This window comes from Glutamicibacter sp. NPDC055354 (genome assembly GCF_053644955.1).
The window spans coordinates 1,447,219-1,462,150 of sequence record NZ_JBSHMB010000001.1 but is presented as its reverse complement, the minus strand read 5'-3'; the positions used below and the strand labels follow the sequence as shown (position 1 = coordinate 1,462,150).

13 protein-coding genes are annotated in these 14,932 nt (G+C 61.6%); 5 read left to right on the top strand and 8 right to left on the bottom strand.

Features of this window, described 5'->3' with window-relative positions; translation table 11 throughout:
* Positions 1-78: 78 nt before the first annotated feature.
* A complete protein-coding gene (locus ACWICV_RS06835; protein ID WP_105656989.1) occupies positions 79-405 on the bottom strand; it encodes a hypothetical protein in 327 nt (108 codons plus the stop codon).
* A 4-nt stretch (positions 406-409) separates the two neighbouring features.
* Complete coding sequence (locus ACWICV_RS06830; protein ID WP_105656988.1) at positions 410-790, bottom strand: sterol carrier family protein; 381 nt, start codon at positions 788-790, stop codon at positions 410-412.
* Between the two features lie 302 nt (positions 791-1,092).
* Between ACWICV_RS06830 and purD the strand changes: the two genes are divergently transcribed.
* Positions 1,093-2,379 carry a phosphoribosylamine--glycine ligase gene (gene purD, locus ACWICV_RS06825; protein WP_402473386.1) on the top strand — a complete coding sequence of 429 codons (1,287 nt, stop codon included), beginning with the start codon at positions 1,093-1,095 and terminating at the stop codon, positions 2,377-2,379.
* 15 nt (positions 2,380-2,394) lie between these two features.
* Entirely contained in the window at positions 2,395-3,300 is a 906-nt protein-coding gene (locus ACWICV_RS06820) for a phosphoribosylaminoimidazolesuccinocarboxamide synthase (RefSeq protein WP_332485918.1), read from the top strand.
* A gap of 85 nt (positions 3,301-3,385) precedes the next feature.
* Here ACWICV_RS06820 and ACWICV_RS06815 read toward each other — a convergent pair whose 3' ends face one another.
* From ACWICV_RS06815 to ACWICV_RS06800, 4 genes are all read right to left on the bottom strand, one after another.
* Positions 3,386-5,194 carry an ABC transporter ATP-binding protein gene (locus ACWICV_RS06815; RefSeq protein ID WP_365945059.1) on the bottom strand — a complete coding sequence of 603 codons (1,809 nt, stop codon included), beginning with the start codon at positions 5,192-5,194 and terminating at the stop codon, positions 3,386-3,388.
* Positions 5,191-7,026 (bottom strand): ABC transporter ATP-binding protein, encoded by a 1,836-nt coding sequence (locus tag ACWICV_RS06810; RefSeq protein WP_402473385.1) that lies wholly within the window; start codon positions 7,024-7,026, stop codon positions 5,191-5,193. The genes ACWICV_RS06815 and ACWICV_RS06810 overlap by 4 nt, the downstream gene beginning before the upstream one ends.
* A gap of 162 nt (positions 7,027-7,188) precedes the next feature.
* The gene (locus ACWICV_RS06805; RefSeq protein ID WP_332594633.1) at positions 7,189-8,142 is read right to left on the bottom strand and encodes a metallophosphoesterase; all 954 of its coding nucleotides are present in this window, start codon (positions 8,140-8,142) and stop codon (positions 7,189-7,191) included.
* Between the two features lie 119 nt (positions 8,143-8,261).
* On the bottom strand, positions 8,262-10,550 hold the full coding sequence (locus ACWICV_RS06800; RefSeq protein ID WP_454090590.1) for a transglycosylase domain-containing protein: 2,289 nt from the start codon (positions 10,548-10,550) through the stop codon (positions 8,262-8,264).
* 225 nt (positions 10,551-10,775) lie between these two features.
* Here ACWICV_RS06800 and ACWICV_RS06795 point away from each other — a divergent pair, with 225 nt between their 5' ends.
* Positions 10,776-11,252: a RidA family protein gene (locus tag ACWICV_RS06795; RefSeq protein WP_105656982.1), complete on the top strand. Its 477-nt coding sequence runs from the start codon at positions 10,776-10,778 to the stop codon at positions 11,250-11,252.
* Positions 11,253-11,313: 61 nt separating this feature from the next.
* Positions 11,314-12,228 (top strand): NUDIX hydrolase, encoded by a 915-nt coding sequence (locus ACWICV_RS06790; protein WP_105656981.1) that lies wholly within the window; start codon positions 11,314-11,316, stop codon positions 12,226-12,228.
* A 68-nt stretch (positions 12,229-12,296) separates the two neighbouring features.
* Here ACWICV_RS06790 and ACWICV_RS06785 read toward each other — a convergent pair whose 3' ends face one another.
* A complete protein-coding gene (locus ACWICV_RS06785; protein ID WP_022874282.1) occupies positions 12,297-12,974 on the bottom strand; it encodes a Crp/Fnr family transcriptional regulator in 678 nt (225 codons plus the stop codon).
* Positions 12,975-13,178: 204 nt separating this feature from the next.
* On the opposite strand from ACWICV_RS06785, the gene ACWICV_RS06780 reads away from it, so the two are divergent.
* Positions 13,179-14,369, top strand: a complete 1,191-nt coding sequence (locus tag ACWICV_RS06780) for a MarP family serine protease (RefSeq protein WP_454090966.1) — start codon at positions 13,179-13,181, stop codon at positions 14,367-14,369.
* Positions 14,370-14,378: 9 nt separating this feature from the next.
* Here the strand turns inward: ACWICV_RS06780 and aroQ are convergent, their stop codons facing one another.
* Complete coding sequence (gene aroQ / locus ACWICV_RS06775; RefSeq protein WP_105656979.1) at positions 14,379-14,831, bottom strand: type II 3-dehydroquinate dehydratase; 453 nt, start codon at positions 14,829-14,831, stop codon at positions 14,379-14,381.
* Positions 14,832-14,932 lie beyond the last annotated feature (101 nt).

Below are 14,932 nucleotides of genomic sequence, written 5' to 3'. Positions count from 1 at the left end.
GTCGACACCGACCAAAAATGTGGTGGGTGGCGGCCAGGTGCGCGGCCGCCTGCTCTTCTAATTCAGGAGAAAAGCTGCCTAGCCTTGTAGTCCGCTGGAGTCAGTGTCCTCGGCCAGAGGAACTGCCAGATGCTTGGTGGTTTTGCGTGAGGTCACGCGATCAACAATCACATACGCCAATGCGCCGATGCCTACGCCCAGGCCTGCACCGAATATGGCGAAGAATCCGGACGCCGAGGTGCGGGTGTAATCCTGCGATGGTTCGCCAAGCAGTCCAATGATGAGACCGGCTAGCGCGCCAAGGACCGCGAAAGTCAAAATGAACGGCCAGAACTTGGGCGACGAGTGAATATGCACTTCAACACTCTGATCGGCAGAAGACGGGGTAGCGGGGTGTTGCTCCATACCTTTAAGGGTACTCAATAAGTGGTAGGTGCGCTGACAAGTCTGCCCTAAGTCCCGAAGCATGCAATTGCCCAGTCTGCAAGGCCTCGGCCCAGCCGATACGCCCAGTAGCAAGGGAAAGCCAGAGTTCAGCAGGCATTTCGACCACGTTCGGGGGTGTTCCGCGGGTGTGCCGGGGACCTGCTATGCACTGAGTCACACCGAAGGGCGGAACGCGTACCTCGACCGAGTTGCCCTCGGCGCGGGAGGCCAGCTCCTCCAGCGAAAAGCGCACCGCGGTGGCGAGCACCGGGCGGGCTATTTTTCCTTGTCCCTGCGTGGTTCCGGACCATTCGCGCAGGGCCGCTCGGCCAGCGGTTTCATCAACGCGCCGTTTGATTGCCATGGGTCAATTCCACTTTCTCTCAATGACGGAGAAACGTCATATTTGCGTGCGCTGGGCATCTACTGTGGATCTGGAAAACCAAGAAATCCAGCCATGCCAACTCTAGTTCAGCCAACGCAGCGCCGGTTGGATGCCGGCATGATGCTGTGCCGAAGACTTCCAGGGGGTGCTTTGGGCTTGCTGCTGCCGAATTCGCCCCGCGGCCCGGTGCCAGGCGGGCGGCTTGATGGACGGGGCCTGCGGCTAATGCCTGTGCGTCATAGACGCGGTTGACCCGCTGGATCTCCGGTAAACTCGACCGGGTGAAGGTACTGGTTATTGGCCCAGGCGGCCGTGAGCATGCAATTGTCCGTGCACTGAGTGCAGACCCCTACGTCAACGAAGTTCATTGCGCCCCCGGCAACGCCGGTATCGCACAGGACGTCACTACCCACGCGATCGATGCGCAGGACCCTGCCGCAGTCGTCGCGCTCGCCCAGGAATTGGGCAGCGATCTGGTGGTCGTCGGCCCCGAAGCGCCGCTGGCTTCCGGTGTTTCCGATGCGCTGATCGCAGCGCAGATCCCGGTCTTCGGCCCGACCCAGGCTGCCGCGCAGCTCGAAGCGTCCAAGGCTTTTGCCAAGAACGTCATGGCTGCCGCTGAGGTTCCCACCGCCATGGCCCATGTGGCCACCAACCGCGAGGAAGCCGCCAGTGCGCTGGATGACTTCGGTGCGCCGTACGTGGTCAAGGACGATGGCCTGGCCGCCGGCAAGGGCGTCGTGGTCACCGGCGATCGCGACGAAGCGCTGGAGCACGCAGAAGCCTGCTTTGCCGCCGGCGGAACCGTAGTGATCGAAGAATTCCTCGATGGCCCAGAAGTTTCCCTGTTTGTCATCTGCGATGGCAAGCATGCTGTTCCGCTGGCCCCGGCACAGGACTTCAAGCGCATCTTCGATAACGACGAAGGCCCGAACACCGGTGGCATGGGTGCCTACTCGCCGCTGGAATGGCTGGCTGAGAGCTTCGTCGACGAGGTCATGGACCGCGTCGCCTACCCGACCCTGCGCGAAATGGAAAAGCGCGGCACCCCGTTCACCGGCGTGCTGTACTGCGGCTTGGCGATCACCAAGCGCGGCATCCGCGTCATCGAGTTCAATGCCCGCTTCGGCGACCCGGAAACCCAGGCTGTCCTTGCCCGGCTGAAGACTCCGCTGGGCGGTGTGCTGCTGGCTGCCGCCAAGGGCCGGCTCGATGATGCCGAGCAGCTGACCTGGTCCGCGCAGACCGCAGTTGATGTGGTCATCGCCGCCGAGAACTACCCGGACACCCCGGTCAAGGGAGCGGTGATCTCCGGGCTGGAGGCAGCCAACGGAATTGACGGCGTGCACGTGATGCATGCCGGAACTTCCGCGGATGCTGAAGGAAACATCATTGTTTCCGGTGGCCGCGTACTGGCCGTGGTGGGCCTGGGCGATGACCTCGCCGCGGCCCGCGCCGCAGCGTACGCCGGGGTTGCCGAGATCAGCTGGGACGGTGCCCAGTCACGCACCGACATTGCGTTGAAGGCCGAACGCGGCGAAATCGCCATCGCCAACGAAAGCAAGTAGAGGACTACAGAACTCATGGCAGGATTCCAGACCGAAGTGCTCGACCTAGAAGGTTGGGACCATTACTACTCGGGCAAGGTACGCGACCTGTACGTGCCTGCGGGCGCCAGCTTCGAAGGCACCGACCGTGTCCTCGTGGTGGCCTCCGACCGCATCAGCGCCTACGACTTCGTGCTGGCCAGCGAAATCCCGGACAAGGGCAAGGTGCTCACCCAGCTCAGTCTCTGGTGGTTCGAGCAGCTGGGCGACTTCGCCAACCATGTCATCTCCACCGATGTTCCAGCCGAGGTGGCCGGACGCGCGATGGTGTGCAAGAAGCTGGAGATGTACCCGATCGAGTGCATCGCCCGCGGATACCTGACCGGATCGGGCCTGGCCGAGTACAAGGTCTCGCAAACCGTGTGCGAGCTGCCACTGCCGGCAGGACTGGTGGATGGCTCGCGCCTGGAACCGGCGCTGTTCACACCATCGGCCAAGGCCGAGGTGGGGGAGCACGACGAGAACATCTCCTTCGAGCAGACCGTGGAACGCGTTGGCGCCGAAGTGTCCGAGGCGCTGCGCGAGAAGACCGTGGCCCTGTACGAGCAGGCCGAGCAGATCGCCCGCGCGCGCGGCATCATCCTGGCCGATACCAAGGTGGAGTTCGGAGCTGATCCGGCCACCGGCGAGATCACCCTGGGCGATGAGGTGCTGACCCCGGATTCCTCGCGTTTCTGGGATGCCGAATCCTACAAGCCGGGCCAGGCGCAGGCCAGCTTCGACAAGCAGTTCGTCCGCGACTGGCTGACCTCCGCCGAATCGGGTTGGGACAAGAACTCGGGCGAAGAACCGCCTCAGCTGCCAGCCGGAATCATCGAGAAGACCCGTGCCCGCTACATCGAGGCCTATGAACGGCTCACCGGCCAGGTCTTCAGCGCCTAGGCGCAGGCGAAGAAGAACCACGCACGGCAAAGCCCTCCGCTGATCGAAGTGATCTGCGGAGGGCTTTACGCTGTCCTGGGCGGGATCAGACCAGCGAGTCCTTCCAGGCCTTGTGCAGGGCCGCGAAGCGTCCTTCATCGGCAATCAGCTGCGCTGGGGTGCCGTCCTCGGTGATCTTGCCATCATGGACCACCAGCACGCGGTCCGCGATCTGCACGGTGGACAGGCGGTGCGCGATGATCAGCGCGGTGCGGTTGCCCAGCAGGGTTTGCAGTCCGCGCTGCACGGCCCGTTCCGAAGGGATATCCAGGGAGCTGGTAGCCTCATCAAGGATCAGCACCGCAGGATCGGCCAGGAAGGCGCGGGCAAAGGAAATCAGCTGGCGCTGGCCGGCCGAGACCCGTCCGCCTCGCTTGTTCACGTCGGTGCCGTAGCCCTCAGGCAGATCCATGATGAACTCGTGGGCGCCGACCGCGCGGGCGGCGGACTCGATATCCTCCGGGGAGGCGCCCGGCCGGCCCAGCGCGATGTTCTCGGCCACCGATCCGGAGAAGAGGAACGCCTCCTGGGTGACCATCACCACGTGCTGGCGCAGTTCCTGGTTCGACAGCTCGTTTATCGGCACCGAATCCAGTTCCAAGGTGCCCGAACGCAGGTCGTAGAAGCGGGCAATGAGCTTGGCCAGCGTGGACTTGCCGGCACCGGTCTGGCCTACCACGGCCACCGTTTGGCCCGCCGGGATCCGCAGGTTGAATTCCTCCATGATCACCGGGCCCTCGCCGTAGCCGAAGACCGCGTCCTTGAAGACCAGCTCGCCGGCCACCTTGCGGATGGTGCGCGGGGCCGCAGGCTCGCGGACCGTCGGTTCTTCCTCCAGCAGCCCCGAAACCTTCTCCAGGGCGGCGGTGGCCGACTGCAGCGAGGAATAGAACATGGCGATCTGCTCGACTGGCTGGAACAGGCGCTTGGAGGCCAGCAGGATGGCCACCATCGCACCGACCTGCATGGTGCCGTCGATGATGCGGAATCCGCCGTAGGCGAGCAATGCCGCCACCGTCAGGTTGCCGATCAAGACCAGTCCCGGCTGCAGGACGCCGAAGAGGTTGAAGGAACGCACCGAGTTCACCCGGTACTGCTCCGCGAGATCCGAGTAGTTCGCGTCGTTGGCTTCCTCGCGGCGGAAGGCCTTGACCGCGCGGATGCCGGTCATGGTTTCCACGAAGGTGGAGATGACCTTGGCCGAGACCACGCGGGATTCGCGGTAGAGCAGTTCGGAGCGGCGCTGGTACCAGAAGAAGAGGATCGCAACCGGGAGGGCGGCCACGCAGACCACCAGGCCGCTGCGCCAGTCGAGGAAGAAAATCGAGACCAGGGTGAAGACTACGAACACGCAGGAGGAGGCCAGTTCCGAGACGCCTTGATCGAGCAGCTCGCGCAGCGTTTCCAGATCGGAGGTCTGCCGGGAAATGATCCGCCCGGAGGTGTAATTCTCGTGGAATTCGAGGCTCAGCCGCTGGGTATGGCGGAAGACCTGCTGGCGCAGATCCAGGAGCATCGCCTGGGAGATCTTCGCCGCACTGGTGATGTACCAGGAGAGCAGCACGCCGCTGAGCACGGCGCACACGATGTATCCGGCCCCGGTCATCCCCAGGGCACCCCAGTTGCCTTCGCGCACCTGCGGCAGGGTCCAGTCGATCGAGAAGGCGATCAGCACCGGAAGCAGCACGCGTGCCGCGTTGGAGAACAGCACCAGCACCACGGTGAGGACGAACAGCTTCTTCTGCGGCACGGCCAGCGAGGCCAGCAGCCGGAAGGAACGTTGCCGCACGACCTTGCGTTCGGCGGCAGAGAGCTTGATGGCGTCTTCATTGGCGACGCCCAGTGGCTTGCTCATCGGGAGACCTCCACGGTGGCTGGCTGGTCTTCGTCATCCAGGCTGGCGATGACGAATCGGTAATGCTCATTGGTGCTCAGCAGGTGGGCGTGGCTTCCCACCGCGTCGATGCGGCCATCGCGCAGCAGCGCCACGCGGTCGGCGAGCATCACGGTCGAGGGCCGGTGGGCCACGATCAGCGTGGTGGTTCCGGCCAGGACTTCGCGCAGCCTCTCGGTGACCAGTTCCTCGGTACGCACATCCAGGGCGGACAGCGGATCGTCGAGGACCAGGACGCTCGGGCGCGCCGCGATGGCGCGGGCCAAGGCGATGCGCTGGCGCTGGCCGCCCGATAGCGACAGGCCTTCCTCGCCGATCAAGGTGTCTACCCCTTCGGGCAACGCGTAGGCGAACTGCGCCTGGGCGACGTCCAGGGCTTCGGCGAGCAGGGCTTCGCGCTGCTGCTCATCCAGGTTTTCCGGGGCGCCGAGCAGCACGTTGCCGCGGATGGAGGTGGAGAACAAGGTGGTGTCCTCGAAAGCCACGGCGATCTCGGTTCGCAGTTCCTGGAGGTCCCAGTCCTTGACGTCCTGTCCATGGATGAGCACCTCGCCGGCGGTCGCCTCATGCAGGCGCGGAACCAGATTCAGCAAGGTGGACTTGCCCGAACCGGTGATGCCGACCAGGGCCATGGTTTCCCCGGGACAGATCTCCAGGTTGATGTCGGCCAGGATCGGCCGGTGGCTGCCGGCGGTATCCGGGTAGGCGAAGCGCACATGCTCCAGCTTCACGCTGCCATCGCGTTCTGCAGGGACCCGGGGCTGCGCGGGGGAAGCGATGTCATTGATTGAATCCATGACCTCGAAGTGGCGGTCCAGCGCAGTTTTGGTGCTCAGCGTCATGCCCAGCAGCATTCCCATGCCCTCGACGGGGCCGGCGATGACCGCGGCGATGGCGAAGTAGGCCACCAGCGAGCCGACGCTCAGCGTGCCGTTGGCGACCTGGGCAATGCCGATGAGCAGGCCGATGCCCAGAATGGTTTCAGGCACCGCAACCACGGTGAGCAGGAAGCTGGCCAGGGTCTTGGCCTTGGTTATTTCGGTTTCCTGCAGGGACTTGGCCTGGGCGCTGAAGCCCGCGTAGACATGCGGTCCGCGGCCGAAGGCCTTGATGACGCGGATGCCGTGCACTGATTCTTCCACCGCGGTGGCCAGGTCGCCAGCCTGGTCCTGGCTGCGGCGGCTGGCAGCCCGGTAGTCGTTGCGGAAACGGTAGGCCTTGATGGCAATCGGGATGGATCCCAGCAGGTAGAGCAATCCCAGGATCCATGAATGGGTGAACATCAGCACTAGCCCGGTGATGACGGTGACAGTTTCAACGACCAGCATCATCGCGCCGAATGCGAGCCAGCGGCGCAACAAGGAGAGATCCGACATGGAGCGGGAGAGCAGCTGCCCCGAGCCCCAGCGTTCGTGGAACGCCACGGGCAGGCGCTGCAGGTGCTTGTAGAAGCGGATGCGCATCTGCGCTTCAAGGCCGGCTGCGGGATTCAGCACGAATTGGCGGCGCAGGAAGATCAGCAGGGCTTCGACAAAGCCCAATGCGGCAACGATGCCAACAGAGAGCCACACCTCCGAAGCTGCTCCATCACGATGCAGGACGACATTCACCAGCCAGGCGAGCACCTGGGGGATGGCCAGCGCGACAATGCCGGCGCCGAGCGCGCAGAGGAAACCGCAAAAGAGCCGGGGGAAGATCGGCTTGACGAAAGGAGCAAGCCGTTTCAGTGTTGCGGAGAGCGGGACCGGATCTTTCGAACCGGCTTGTTGAGCTTGAGCCACGGTACCCCGCATTCATCCAGAAGTTTGACAGAGCTACAGACTACCGGCAGTAGTTGGGATAATTCAATCAATAGGCAACTATTGGAAAGAAGTGCTTCATATTGGAGGCAAATAATCCCCGGTCGAGCACCAAGAAGGTGCTTGACCGGGGATTACCCGAAGAAATTTCGTGGCTTAGTCGCGGGCAGCCAGGGTAACCATGACGGCTTCCGGCGGGCAGGCGAAGCGAATCGGAGCGAAGCGCGAGGTGCCCACGCCAGCGGAAACATTCAACGGAACGGTGTTGCCGTTGTATTCCCAATCGCTCAGGCCGCGGGCGCGCCACGTAGGCAGATCGCAGTTGGAGACCAACGCGCCATAGCCCGGGATGCACACCTGGCCGCCGTGGGTGTGGCCAGCGAAAATGACATCAGCCTTCGCCTCGGTGAATTGGTCAAGAACCCGCTGGTAGGGCGCGTGGGTGAGCGCAATGCGCACGTGGGGCGCCTGGCTGCTTGAGGAGGAACCACGCGGCCAGCCAGCGAAGTGGTCCCGGTCGATGTGCGGATCATCCACGCCGGTAAGATCCAGGCGCAGGCCATTGAGCACCGTGGAATGCGCACGGTTGGACATGTTGATCCAGCCGGCTCCGCCGAAGGCCCGGTGCATTTCTTCGAACGGCAACTGGTCGCGCGGGGCAGGGTTGGGAGTTCCGGTGGAAGGAGCCAAATACCTGAACGGGTTCTTCAGCTTTGGAGCGTAGTAGCAATTGGACCCGGGAACGAAGGCGCCAGGGAAAGCCATCAGCGGTTCCAGCGCCTTGATCAAAGCCGGCACGGCCTTGCGGTGGCTGAGGTTATCCCCGGTGTTGATGACAAAGTCGGGCTTCAGATCAGCCAGACCGCGCAGCCACTGGGTTTTGGCTTCCTGCCCTGGAACCATGTGGATGTCCGAAAGGTGCAGGACCTTGATGTCGCCGTATCCGCGGGGCAGGACCTTAAGCGATTCGTGGCGCAGCCCGAACTTCTGGGCCTCCAGCATGCCATAGCCCACCAGAGCTCCGCCGATAGCCAGAGCGCCGGTGGCGGCAAGGGCCGCAGTACCGCTGGCATGACGTAATGCCGAAGCGAAATTATTCTGTTCAACCATGACTTCTGTGCCATCGTCCTTTCAAGCCCGGAGGCAACTTCTGGTGGAGTTCTCCTATGCCAATCTAAACCGAAAGGCCGCGTCCAACCAAAGTTGAACGCGGCCTTTCGAATATTCAGCTAGTCATCGGACTTCTTGCCGTTGCCGTTTCCGTTGCCCTTGTTATCGGAGTCGGGCTTCGGCGAGGATTCTTCCTTAGGCTTGGAATCTTCCTTCGACTCTTCCTTGTCATTGTCCTTCTCATCCGAGTCGGACTTGGAATCGTCTTCTTCGTTCGGCTTTGGCGGAGGCGGCTGGCGACGGGCCGAACCGAAGTTGTTCCGCTCGTATTCGTGCACGGCCTCCTCCATGAAGTCCACCCACAGCGGGGCGGCGAAGGTCGAGGAATCGACCATCCAAGGGGCCTTCTTGTCGTTGACCATCGCGCCGTGCATCTGGTTCTTCTCTTCGCCGGCCTTGCCCTTGAGTCGGCCGACCCAGGTGGCGGTCGAAATTCCGGTGGTGTAGCCGACGAACCAGGTCGAGGACGCGTAGTTGTTGGTACCGGTCTTGCCAGCGATTGGGCCGTCGACGCGGCCCTTGGAGACGCGGTTGGTGGCGATCTTCTTCAGGGTGCCGTTCAGATCGGCAACGTAGGTCGGGTCGATCTCCTGGGAGCAGGATTCCTTCTTGACCTTGTACTCGTTGCCGTCCTTGTCGGTCACGCTGTTGATGGCACGTGGTTCGCAGTACTCGCCCTTGTTGGCGAAAGCCGCAAAAGCGGCAGCCTGGGACAGCGGGGTGATTTCTGCCGAGCCGATGATGAACGAAGGGTTGGAAGGCGAGATCGGGGCAGGGCCGCCCTTGGCGCCCTGATCCAGTACGCCAAGCTTCTTGGTGTAATCGGCGATGGTGCACAGGTCGGTCTTGTAGGCCTCCTGCACGGTCGCGGTATTGATCGACCAGTACAGGCCGGTATCCACGGTCATCGAGCGGTAGAAGCCAGGCGATGCATTCTTCGGTTCCCAATTAGAACCAACAGTTGTCGTTCCTCCGGGAAGGCAAGATGCCCGCCACTTGGAGCCGGGTACGAAAACCTGCTTCTTGGCATTGATCTTGTCGTACATGCGGTTGCCTTCGGACAGCCAGCCCAAGGTGGTGTACGGCTTCATGGTAGAACCACCCTGGAACCCGCCAGCGCCACCCAGGGAACGCTCGACAGCGAAGTTGTAATAGGTGTTCTCGCCCGAGTTCTTGACTTCCGGACCGTAGGTGGTGTTCTGCGCCATGGTCAGGATCTTGCCGGTGCCCGGCTCGACCGAAACGATCGAGGAGTAAATGTCGGTATTGGACTTGGCCTTTGGATCGATAGCCTTCGCTGCGTCCTTGGCGGCCTTCTTGTTCAGCTTGCTGTTCAGGGTGGTCTTGACGGTCAAGCCGCCACGGTACAGCAGGCCTTCGCGATCTTCCTTGGTCTTGCCATAGGTGTCATCGGAAAGGATCAGATTGGTGACGTAGTCGCAGAAGTACGCATTTTCCTTGGCCGCGGTGCAACCGGAAGGGGACGTGCGCGGATCCAGTTCCAGGTCCGACTTCACCGCCTTGTCGTATTCCTTCTTGGTGATTGCACCGGTGCGGTACATGTTGCCCAGCACCTTGTTGCGGCGGTCGATGGATCGCTCAGGGTTGTTGATCGGGTTGTAGACGTTTGGCAGCTGGACCATGCCGGCAAGCATGGCCGACTGCTGCACGTTCAAGTCCTTGGCATCGGTTGAGTAGAAGTGCTGAGCGGCAGCCTGCACGCCGTACTCGCGACCCGAGAAGAGCACCAGGTTCAGGTAGCCCTCCAGGATCTGGTCCTTGGACATTTCCTTCTCGATGGCCACCGCGTACTTCAACTCGCGGATCTTATCCGAGTAGCCCTTCTGGCCGGAAACAGTGGATTCGTCCGAACCGGTGAGCACTTGGTTATTCACCAGCAGGTTGTTCACGTACTGCTGGGTCAGGGTGGACGCACCAGAGCGGCTCGAAGAGGTGAGGTTGCCAACTACTGCACGGGCGATGCCCTTGGGGTCGATGCCCTTGTGCTCGTAGAAACGCTCGTCTTCCACCGAGATGATCGCCTTGCGCATGTTCGGCGAGATGTCATCTAGCTTCACAGGCTGGCGATTTTGCTGGTAGAAGTTCGCAATGGCCTTGCCATCAGCGTCAAGGATCGTGGAAGGCTCAGGAATGGGGAGCTTTTCGAACGAGCTCGGGAGCGCGCTGACGATGTTGTTACCGGTGGTCAAACCGGTTTTTGCGATAGCTGCAATGGGCACGAGCATGCCTGCTGCGAGCACACCACACAGGGCGCTGATTCCGAAGAATGCAACGACTTTTCCCAGGGTGGTAGCGGTATCAAAAAAAGGGGACTTCTTGGCTGCCATACCCACTAGTTTACAAGGACGCGCTAACGTATCGAGTATGACTAAATGGGAATACGCCACTTTGCCGCTTTTGATTCACGCTACGAAGCAGATTTTGGACCAGTGGGGTGACGATGGCTGGGAGCTGGTAACCGTGGTTCCAGGCCCCAACGGCTCATCTCCAGTGGCTTACATGAAGCGTCCGAAAGCGTAACTAGCAACAACATTTACTGAAGGAGAAATCCCATGCAAGAAGCTACTTCCTCGCGTGTCGAGGCTCGTCTGGCCGAGCTCGGTCATGCCTTGCCAGCTGTGGCAAAGCCGGTAGCCGCCTACCTGCCAGCCGTTACCACCGGCAACTATGTCTACACCTCCGGCCAGCTTCCGCTGATTAAGGGTGAACTCACAGCCGTTGGAAAGGTTGGTGCCGAGGTTTCGGCCGAGGAAGCGAAGGCCCAGGCGCAGACCGCTGCGCTTAACGCGCTAGCCGCCATCAAGGCCGAAATTGGTGATCTAGATCGCATTAAGCGCATCGTGAAGGTTGTCGGTTTCGTGTCGTCCGCACCGGACTTCACCGGACAGCCAGGCGTCATCAACGGGGCATCGGAGTTCTTCGGCGAGGTACTCGGCGATGCAGGTTTGCACGCACGCTCGGCCGTCGGCGTTGCCGTTCTGCCGCTGGATGCACCTGTCGAGGTCGAGGTCATCGCCGAATTTGAGTAATTCAAGCCAGATTCCTGCTGCGCGGTCCCGACGGGCATTCCCGGCGGGGCCGCGCAGCGGTATGGTGCGCCGGCTCTTTGATTTGCCACCGCATCAAATTGCCACCGCCGAAAACTGGTTCTCTTTCGGTTCGCGCACGCCGCGCACCCCGCGGCGCGCGTCCTCCATCTGCCTTGTGAGGGATTCTTCCCACGGCGTGGAGACCTATCTGACTTATCGCCCCGGGGGCTCCCCACTGGGCAACGTGGCCTTTCCAGGCGGCAGCCACGAGGCGAGCGACCGTGCCACCTACCAATGGTTCGGTCCAAGCCTGTCCCAATGGTCCAAGCGCATGGACATGCTGGACCAGCAGTTGGCGCAGGCATACATCGTTTGCGCCATTCGCGAGCTTTTCGAAGAGACCGGAATCCTGCTGGCCGGCACCGATGAGCAATCCGTGGTCGAAATGACCGATGCAGAAGACTGGATGACCGCCCGCGAAGCAATCGCCGGGCAGGACCTGGCCTTCGACGAATTCCTGCGCCGCCGCGGACTGGGCTTGCGCACAGACCTTTTGCGTCCGGTTTCCCACTGGCTCAACCCGAACTTTGCCCTGCGCCGCTTCGACACCTGGTACTTCACTGCCACCGTGCCCAACCGCCAGGAGGCTGCCTTGCTGCGCGGCAAAGGCAAATGGGGGCGCTGGTGTGCCGCCGGGGAAATATTGGCCAAACGCAGCACCAGCGAGCTGGGGGACAGCGTTGGCCAACCCAACACGGTGAACCTCGCGCTCTCGGAGATCAGCTACCCGGCGGTGGAAATGATCCTGGAAGCCATGGCGGAGGCCAATGGAGTGGTCGCCTACCTTTCGAGGGCCCGTTCGTTGAATCTCAAGCATCCGGACCTGCTGGTGCGCGATGGCATTTACTATCTGGAAGTCCTTGGCTCCATGAGCGCTGAATCCTCCCGCCCATGGCAGACTACTGCCGGGCACTGAGAGCAGAACTTAAACAAAGCAGGCCGGGAATCCTTGAAGGATTCTCGGCCTGTTTGCATCACTGCGGTTTAGCGCGAGCGCTGGCGCAGACGTTGGATGTCCAGGATCACGACGGCGCGTGCTTCCAGGCGCAGCCAGCCGCGCTGTACGAACTCGGCCAGAGCCTTGTTCACGGTTTCGCGGGAAGCACCAACGAGCTGAGCCAGCTCTTCCTGAGTCAGTTCGTGGGCAACCAGGATGCCGTCGGTAGCTGGGCGACCGAAGCGGTCAGCCAGATCCAACAGAGCCTTGGCAACACGGCCAGGAACGTCAGAGAAGACCAGATCGGCCAGGGACTCATTGGTACGACGCAGACGTGCAGCCAGAGCCTGCAGCAGCTGGATCGAGACCTCAGGGGAGTTCAAGATAGCCTTGCGCATGTTCTCGTGGCTCAGGCCCGCCAGGCGGGTCTCGGACACGGCGGTTGCAGTTGCGTTGCGTGGGTGTGGATCGAACAATGCCATCTCGCCAAACAGTTCGCCTGGGCCAAGAACAGCAATCAGGTTCTCGCGACCATCCGAAGAGGTGCGACCCAGCTTGATCTTGCCCGAAACGATGAAGTACAGACGGTCACCCTGATCGCCTTCACGGAACACCGATGCGCCGCGGGAGAGATCAACCTCGGTCAATTCTTCGGTTAGCGCGGCGAATACTTCATCACCAAGCGACGCAAACAGTGGCGCGCGACGCAGTACCTCGATATCCATTAAATCTCCTGTCAACAGTAGTAGGCGCTTACTTCATTGTGCCGTATTCGGTAACAATGTGACAGTTTCCACACGTGGTTTAACCAAGAAAATGTTGAAAATCACGCACATTCGACTAAAACTCGCGAATCTGCTCGCAGAAATCCATCAGCTTCTAAGGGTACCTTGGGTCTATACGAACTTTATGAATGAACTGGGGTCTTGGTGCTCGGAATTTTCAGCTGGCTCGACGTAGTCATCTGCGCTGTTTTGCTGACGTTTTTCGTTGTTGGAGTTCGTCGAGGTTTTCTGCTGACCATTGGCGACATGCTCGGCCTGATTGTCGGCGGCGTCGCCGCATTCTTCGCCATCCCGCTGGTTTCCACCTTCGCCACGAACCCCTGGTGGCGGGTCGGCCTGATGATAGCTACCGCAGCCGTGCTGATCATTCTCGGGCAAGCTCTGGGACGGGTGATTGCAACCCGCATCCGCCACTGGATGAATGTCGATTTCCTGCGTGCCGCGGACCGCATTGCCGGTGGCGTGCTGTCGGTGTTCATTACCGCCACAATCATCGGTGGCTTGGCCTTTTCCACTTCAAGCATGGGTATTCCAAGGCTTTCGCTGGAGATCAGAAAGTCCAAGATGATCGACTCGATTCGTGGCCTGACACCCGAGTTTGTCGATGCCGCGATTTCCACCGCACGCTCCAAGGTGATCGCCGAAACCCTCCCCGCATTCCTGGAGCCTTTCGCGCCCCCGGTCCAGGCGCCGGCCAACACCGAATGGGCAGCTAACGACCTGCAGCTGGCCGCTGCTCAATCGGCCGCCAAGATCTCCGGTACCGCGGTGCAATGCGGTGTGAACCTGACCGGCTCAGGCTTCGTTGTCGACCACGAGCTGGTCATGACCAACGCGCACGTGGTCGCCGGATTGAGCGCGGCAACCGTGGAGGTCGGCGGTGACGAAGTTCACCGCGGAAAGGTTGTTTATTTCGATCCCAAGGCCGACATCGCGCTGCTTTACGTCGAAGGGCTGGGGGCAGAGCCTATCGACCTCGCTGCTGATGACCTGATGCGCGGCGACTCGGCAACCTTTATCGGGCACCCAGCGGGCGGCCCGCAGCAGATCCGCGGAGCCTTGATCGCTTCCCGTGCCTTCGTCTCCATTGCCAATATCTATGGCGCGGACCCATCTCGAATCTCTGTCTACCAGCTCACCGCGGAAGTAGCCCAGGGCAATTCCGGCGGACCGCTGCTGGATGAATCCGGCGACGCGGTGGGCTTGATCTTCGCCAAGTCGCGCAGCGATGACGAGGTCGGCTTCGCCCTGAGCCTCGAAGAGATCGAGAACGCCATGGAGCTGGGCGGCGATCGGCGCACCAGCATCAAAACAGGCGACTGCGTCACCGGCTAGGGCTTGCGGCTATTTGCCCAGCAAATGCGCGAGCTGCTGAACCGCCAGCTTGTAGCCGTGCACGCCCGCACCGATGATGATCGAGCTGGCTACCGGCGAGATGAAGGAATGGTGGCGGAACGCTTCACGCTTGTGCACGTTCGAGATGTGCACCTCGATGGCTGGCAACTGCACGCCGCTGATGGCATCGGCAATAGCCACAGAGGTATGGGTGAATGCGCCGGGGTTCATGATGATGCCGGCTGCGGTAGTGCGGGCCTCGTGAATCGCGTCGATGAGCACACCCTCATGGTTGGACTGCAAGGCGCGCAATTCGAAGCCGAGGGCCGCAGCGGTTTCCCGGGCCAACTGCTCAACATCGGCCAGGGTGTCGTGGCCATAGATTTCCGGCTCCCGGGTGCCCAGCAGATTCAGGTTGGGGCCGTTGAGCAGCAAGATGGTGTTCGATGCGTTCTCAGTCATGAACTCAAATCTATTACACAACCGGGAAATTCCCGCCCGAATCCTTTGGCCCCGTAATACAAGAAGCCGCCGTTCGTCCACACCAGCGGTGTGGACGAACG

Coding starts and splice junctions, on each gene's coding strand:
- ACWICV_RS06835 (WP_105656989.1), bottom strand. CDS start 405: ATGGAGCAACACCCCGCTACCCCGTCTTCTGCCGATCAGAGTGTTGAA.
- ACWICV_RS06830 (WP_105656988.1), bottom strand. CDS start 790: ATGGCAATCAAACGGCGCGTTGATGAAACCGCTGGCCGAGCGGCCCTG.
- ACWICV_RS06820 (WP_332485918.1), top strand. CDS start 2,395: ATGGCAGGATTCCAGACCGAAGTGCTCGACCTAGAAGGTTGGGACCAT.
- ACWICV_RS06815 (WP_365945059.1), bottom strand. CDS start 5,194: ATGAGCAAGCCACTGGGCGTCGCCAATGAAGACGCCATCAAGCTCTCT.
- ACWICV_RS06810 (WP_402473385.1), bottom strand. CDS start 7,026: ATGCGGGGTACCGTGGCTCAAGCTCAACAAGCCGGTTCGAAAGATCCG.
- ACWICV_RS06805 (WP_332594633.1), bottom strand. CDS start 8,142: ATGGTTGAACAGAATAATTTCGCTTCGGCATTACGTCATGCCAGCGGT.
- ACWICV_RS06800 (WP_454090590.1), bottom strand. CDS start 10,550: ATGGCAGCCAAGAAGTCCCCTTTTTTTGATACCGCTACCACCCTGGGA.
- ACWICV_RS06795 (WP_105656982.1), top strand. CDS start 10,776: ATGCAAGAAGCTACTTCCTCGCGTGTCGAGGCTCGTCTGGCCGAGCTC.
- ACWICV_RS06790 (WP_105656981.1), top strand. CDS start 11,314: ATGGTGCGCCGGCTCTTTGATTTGCCACCGCATCAAATTGCCACCGCC.
- ACWICV_RS06785 (WP_022874282.1), bottom strand. CDS start 12,974: ATGGATATCGAGGTACTGCGTCGCGCGCCACTGTTTGCGTCGCTTGGT.
- aroQ (WP_105656979.1), bottom strand. CDS start 14,831: ATGACTGAGAACGCATCGAACACCATCTTGCTGCTCAACGGCCCCAAC.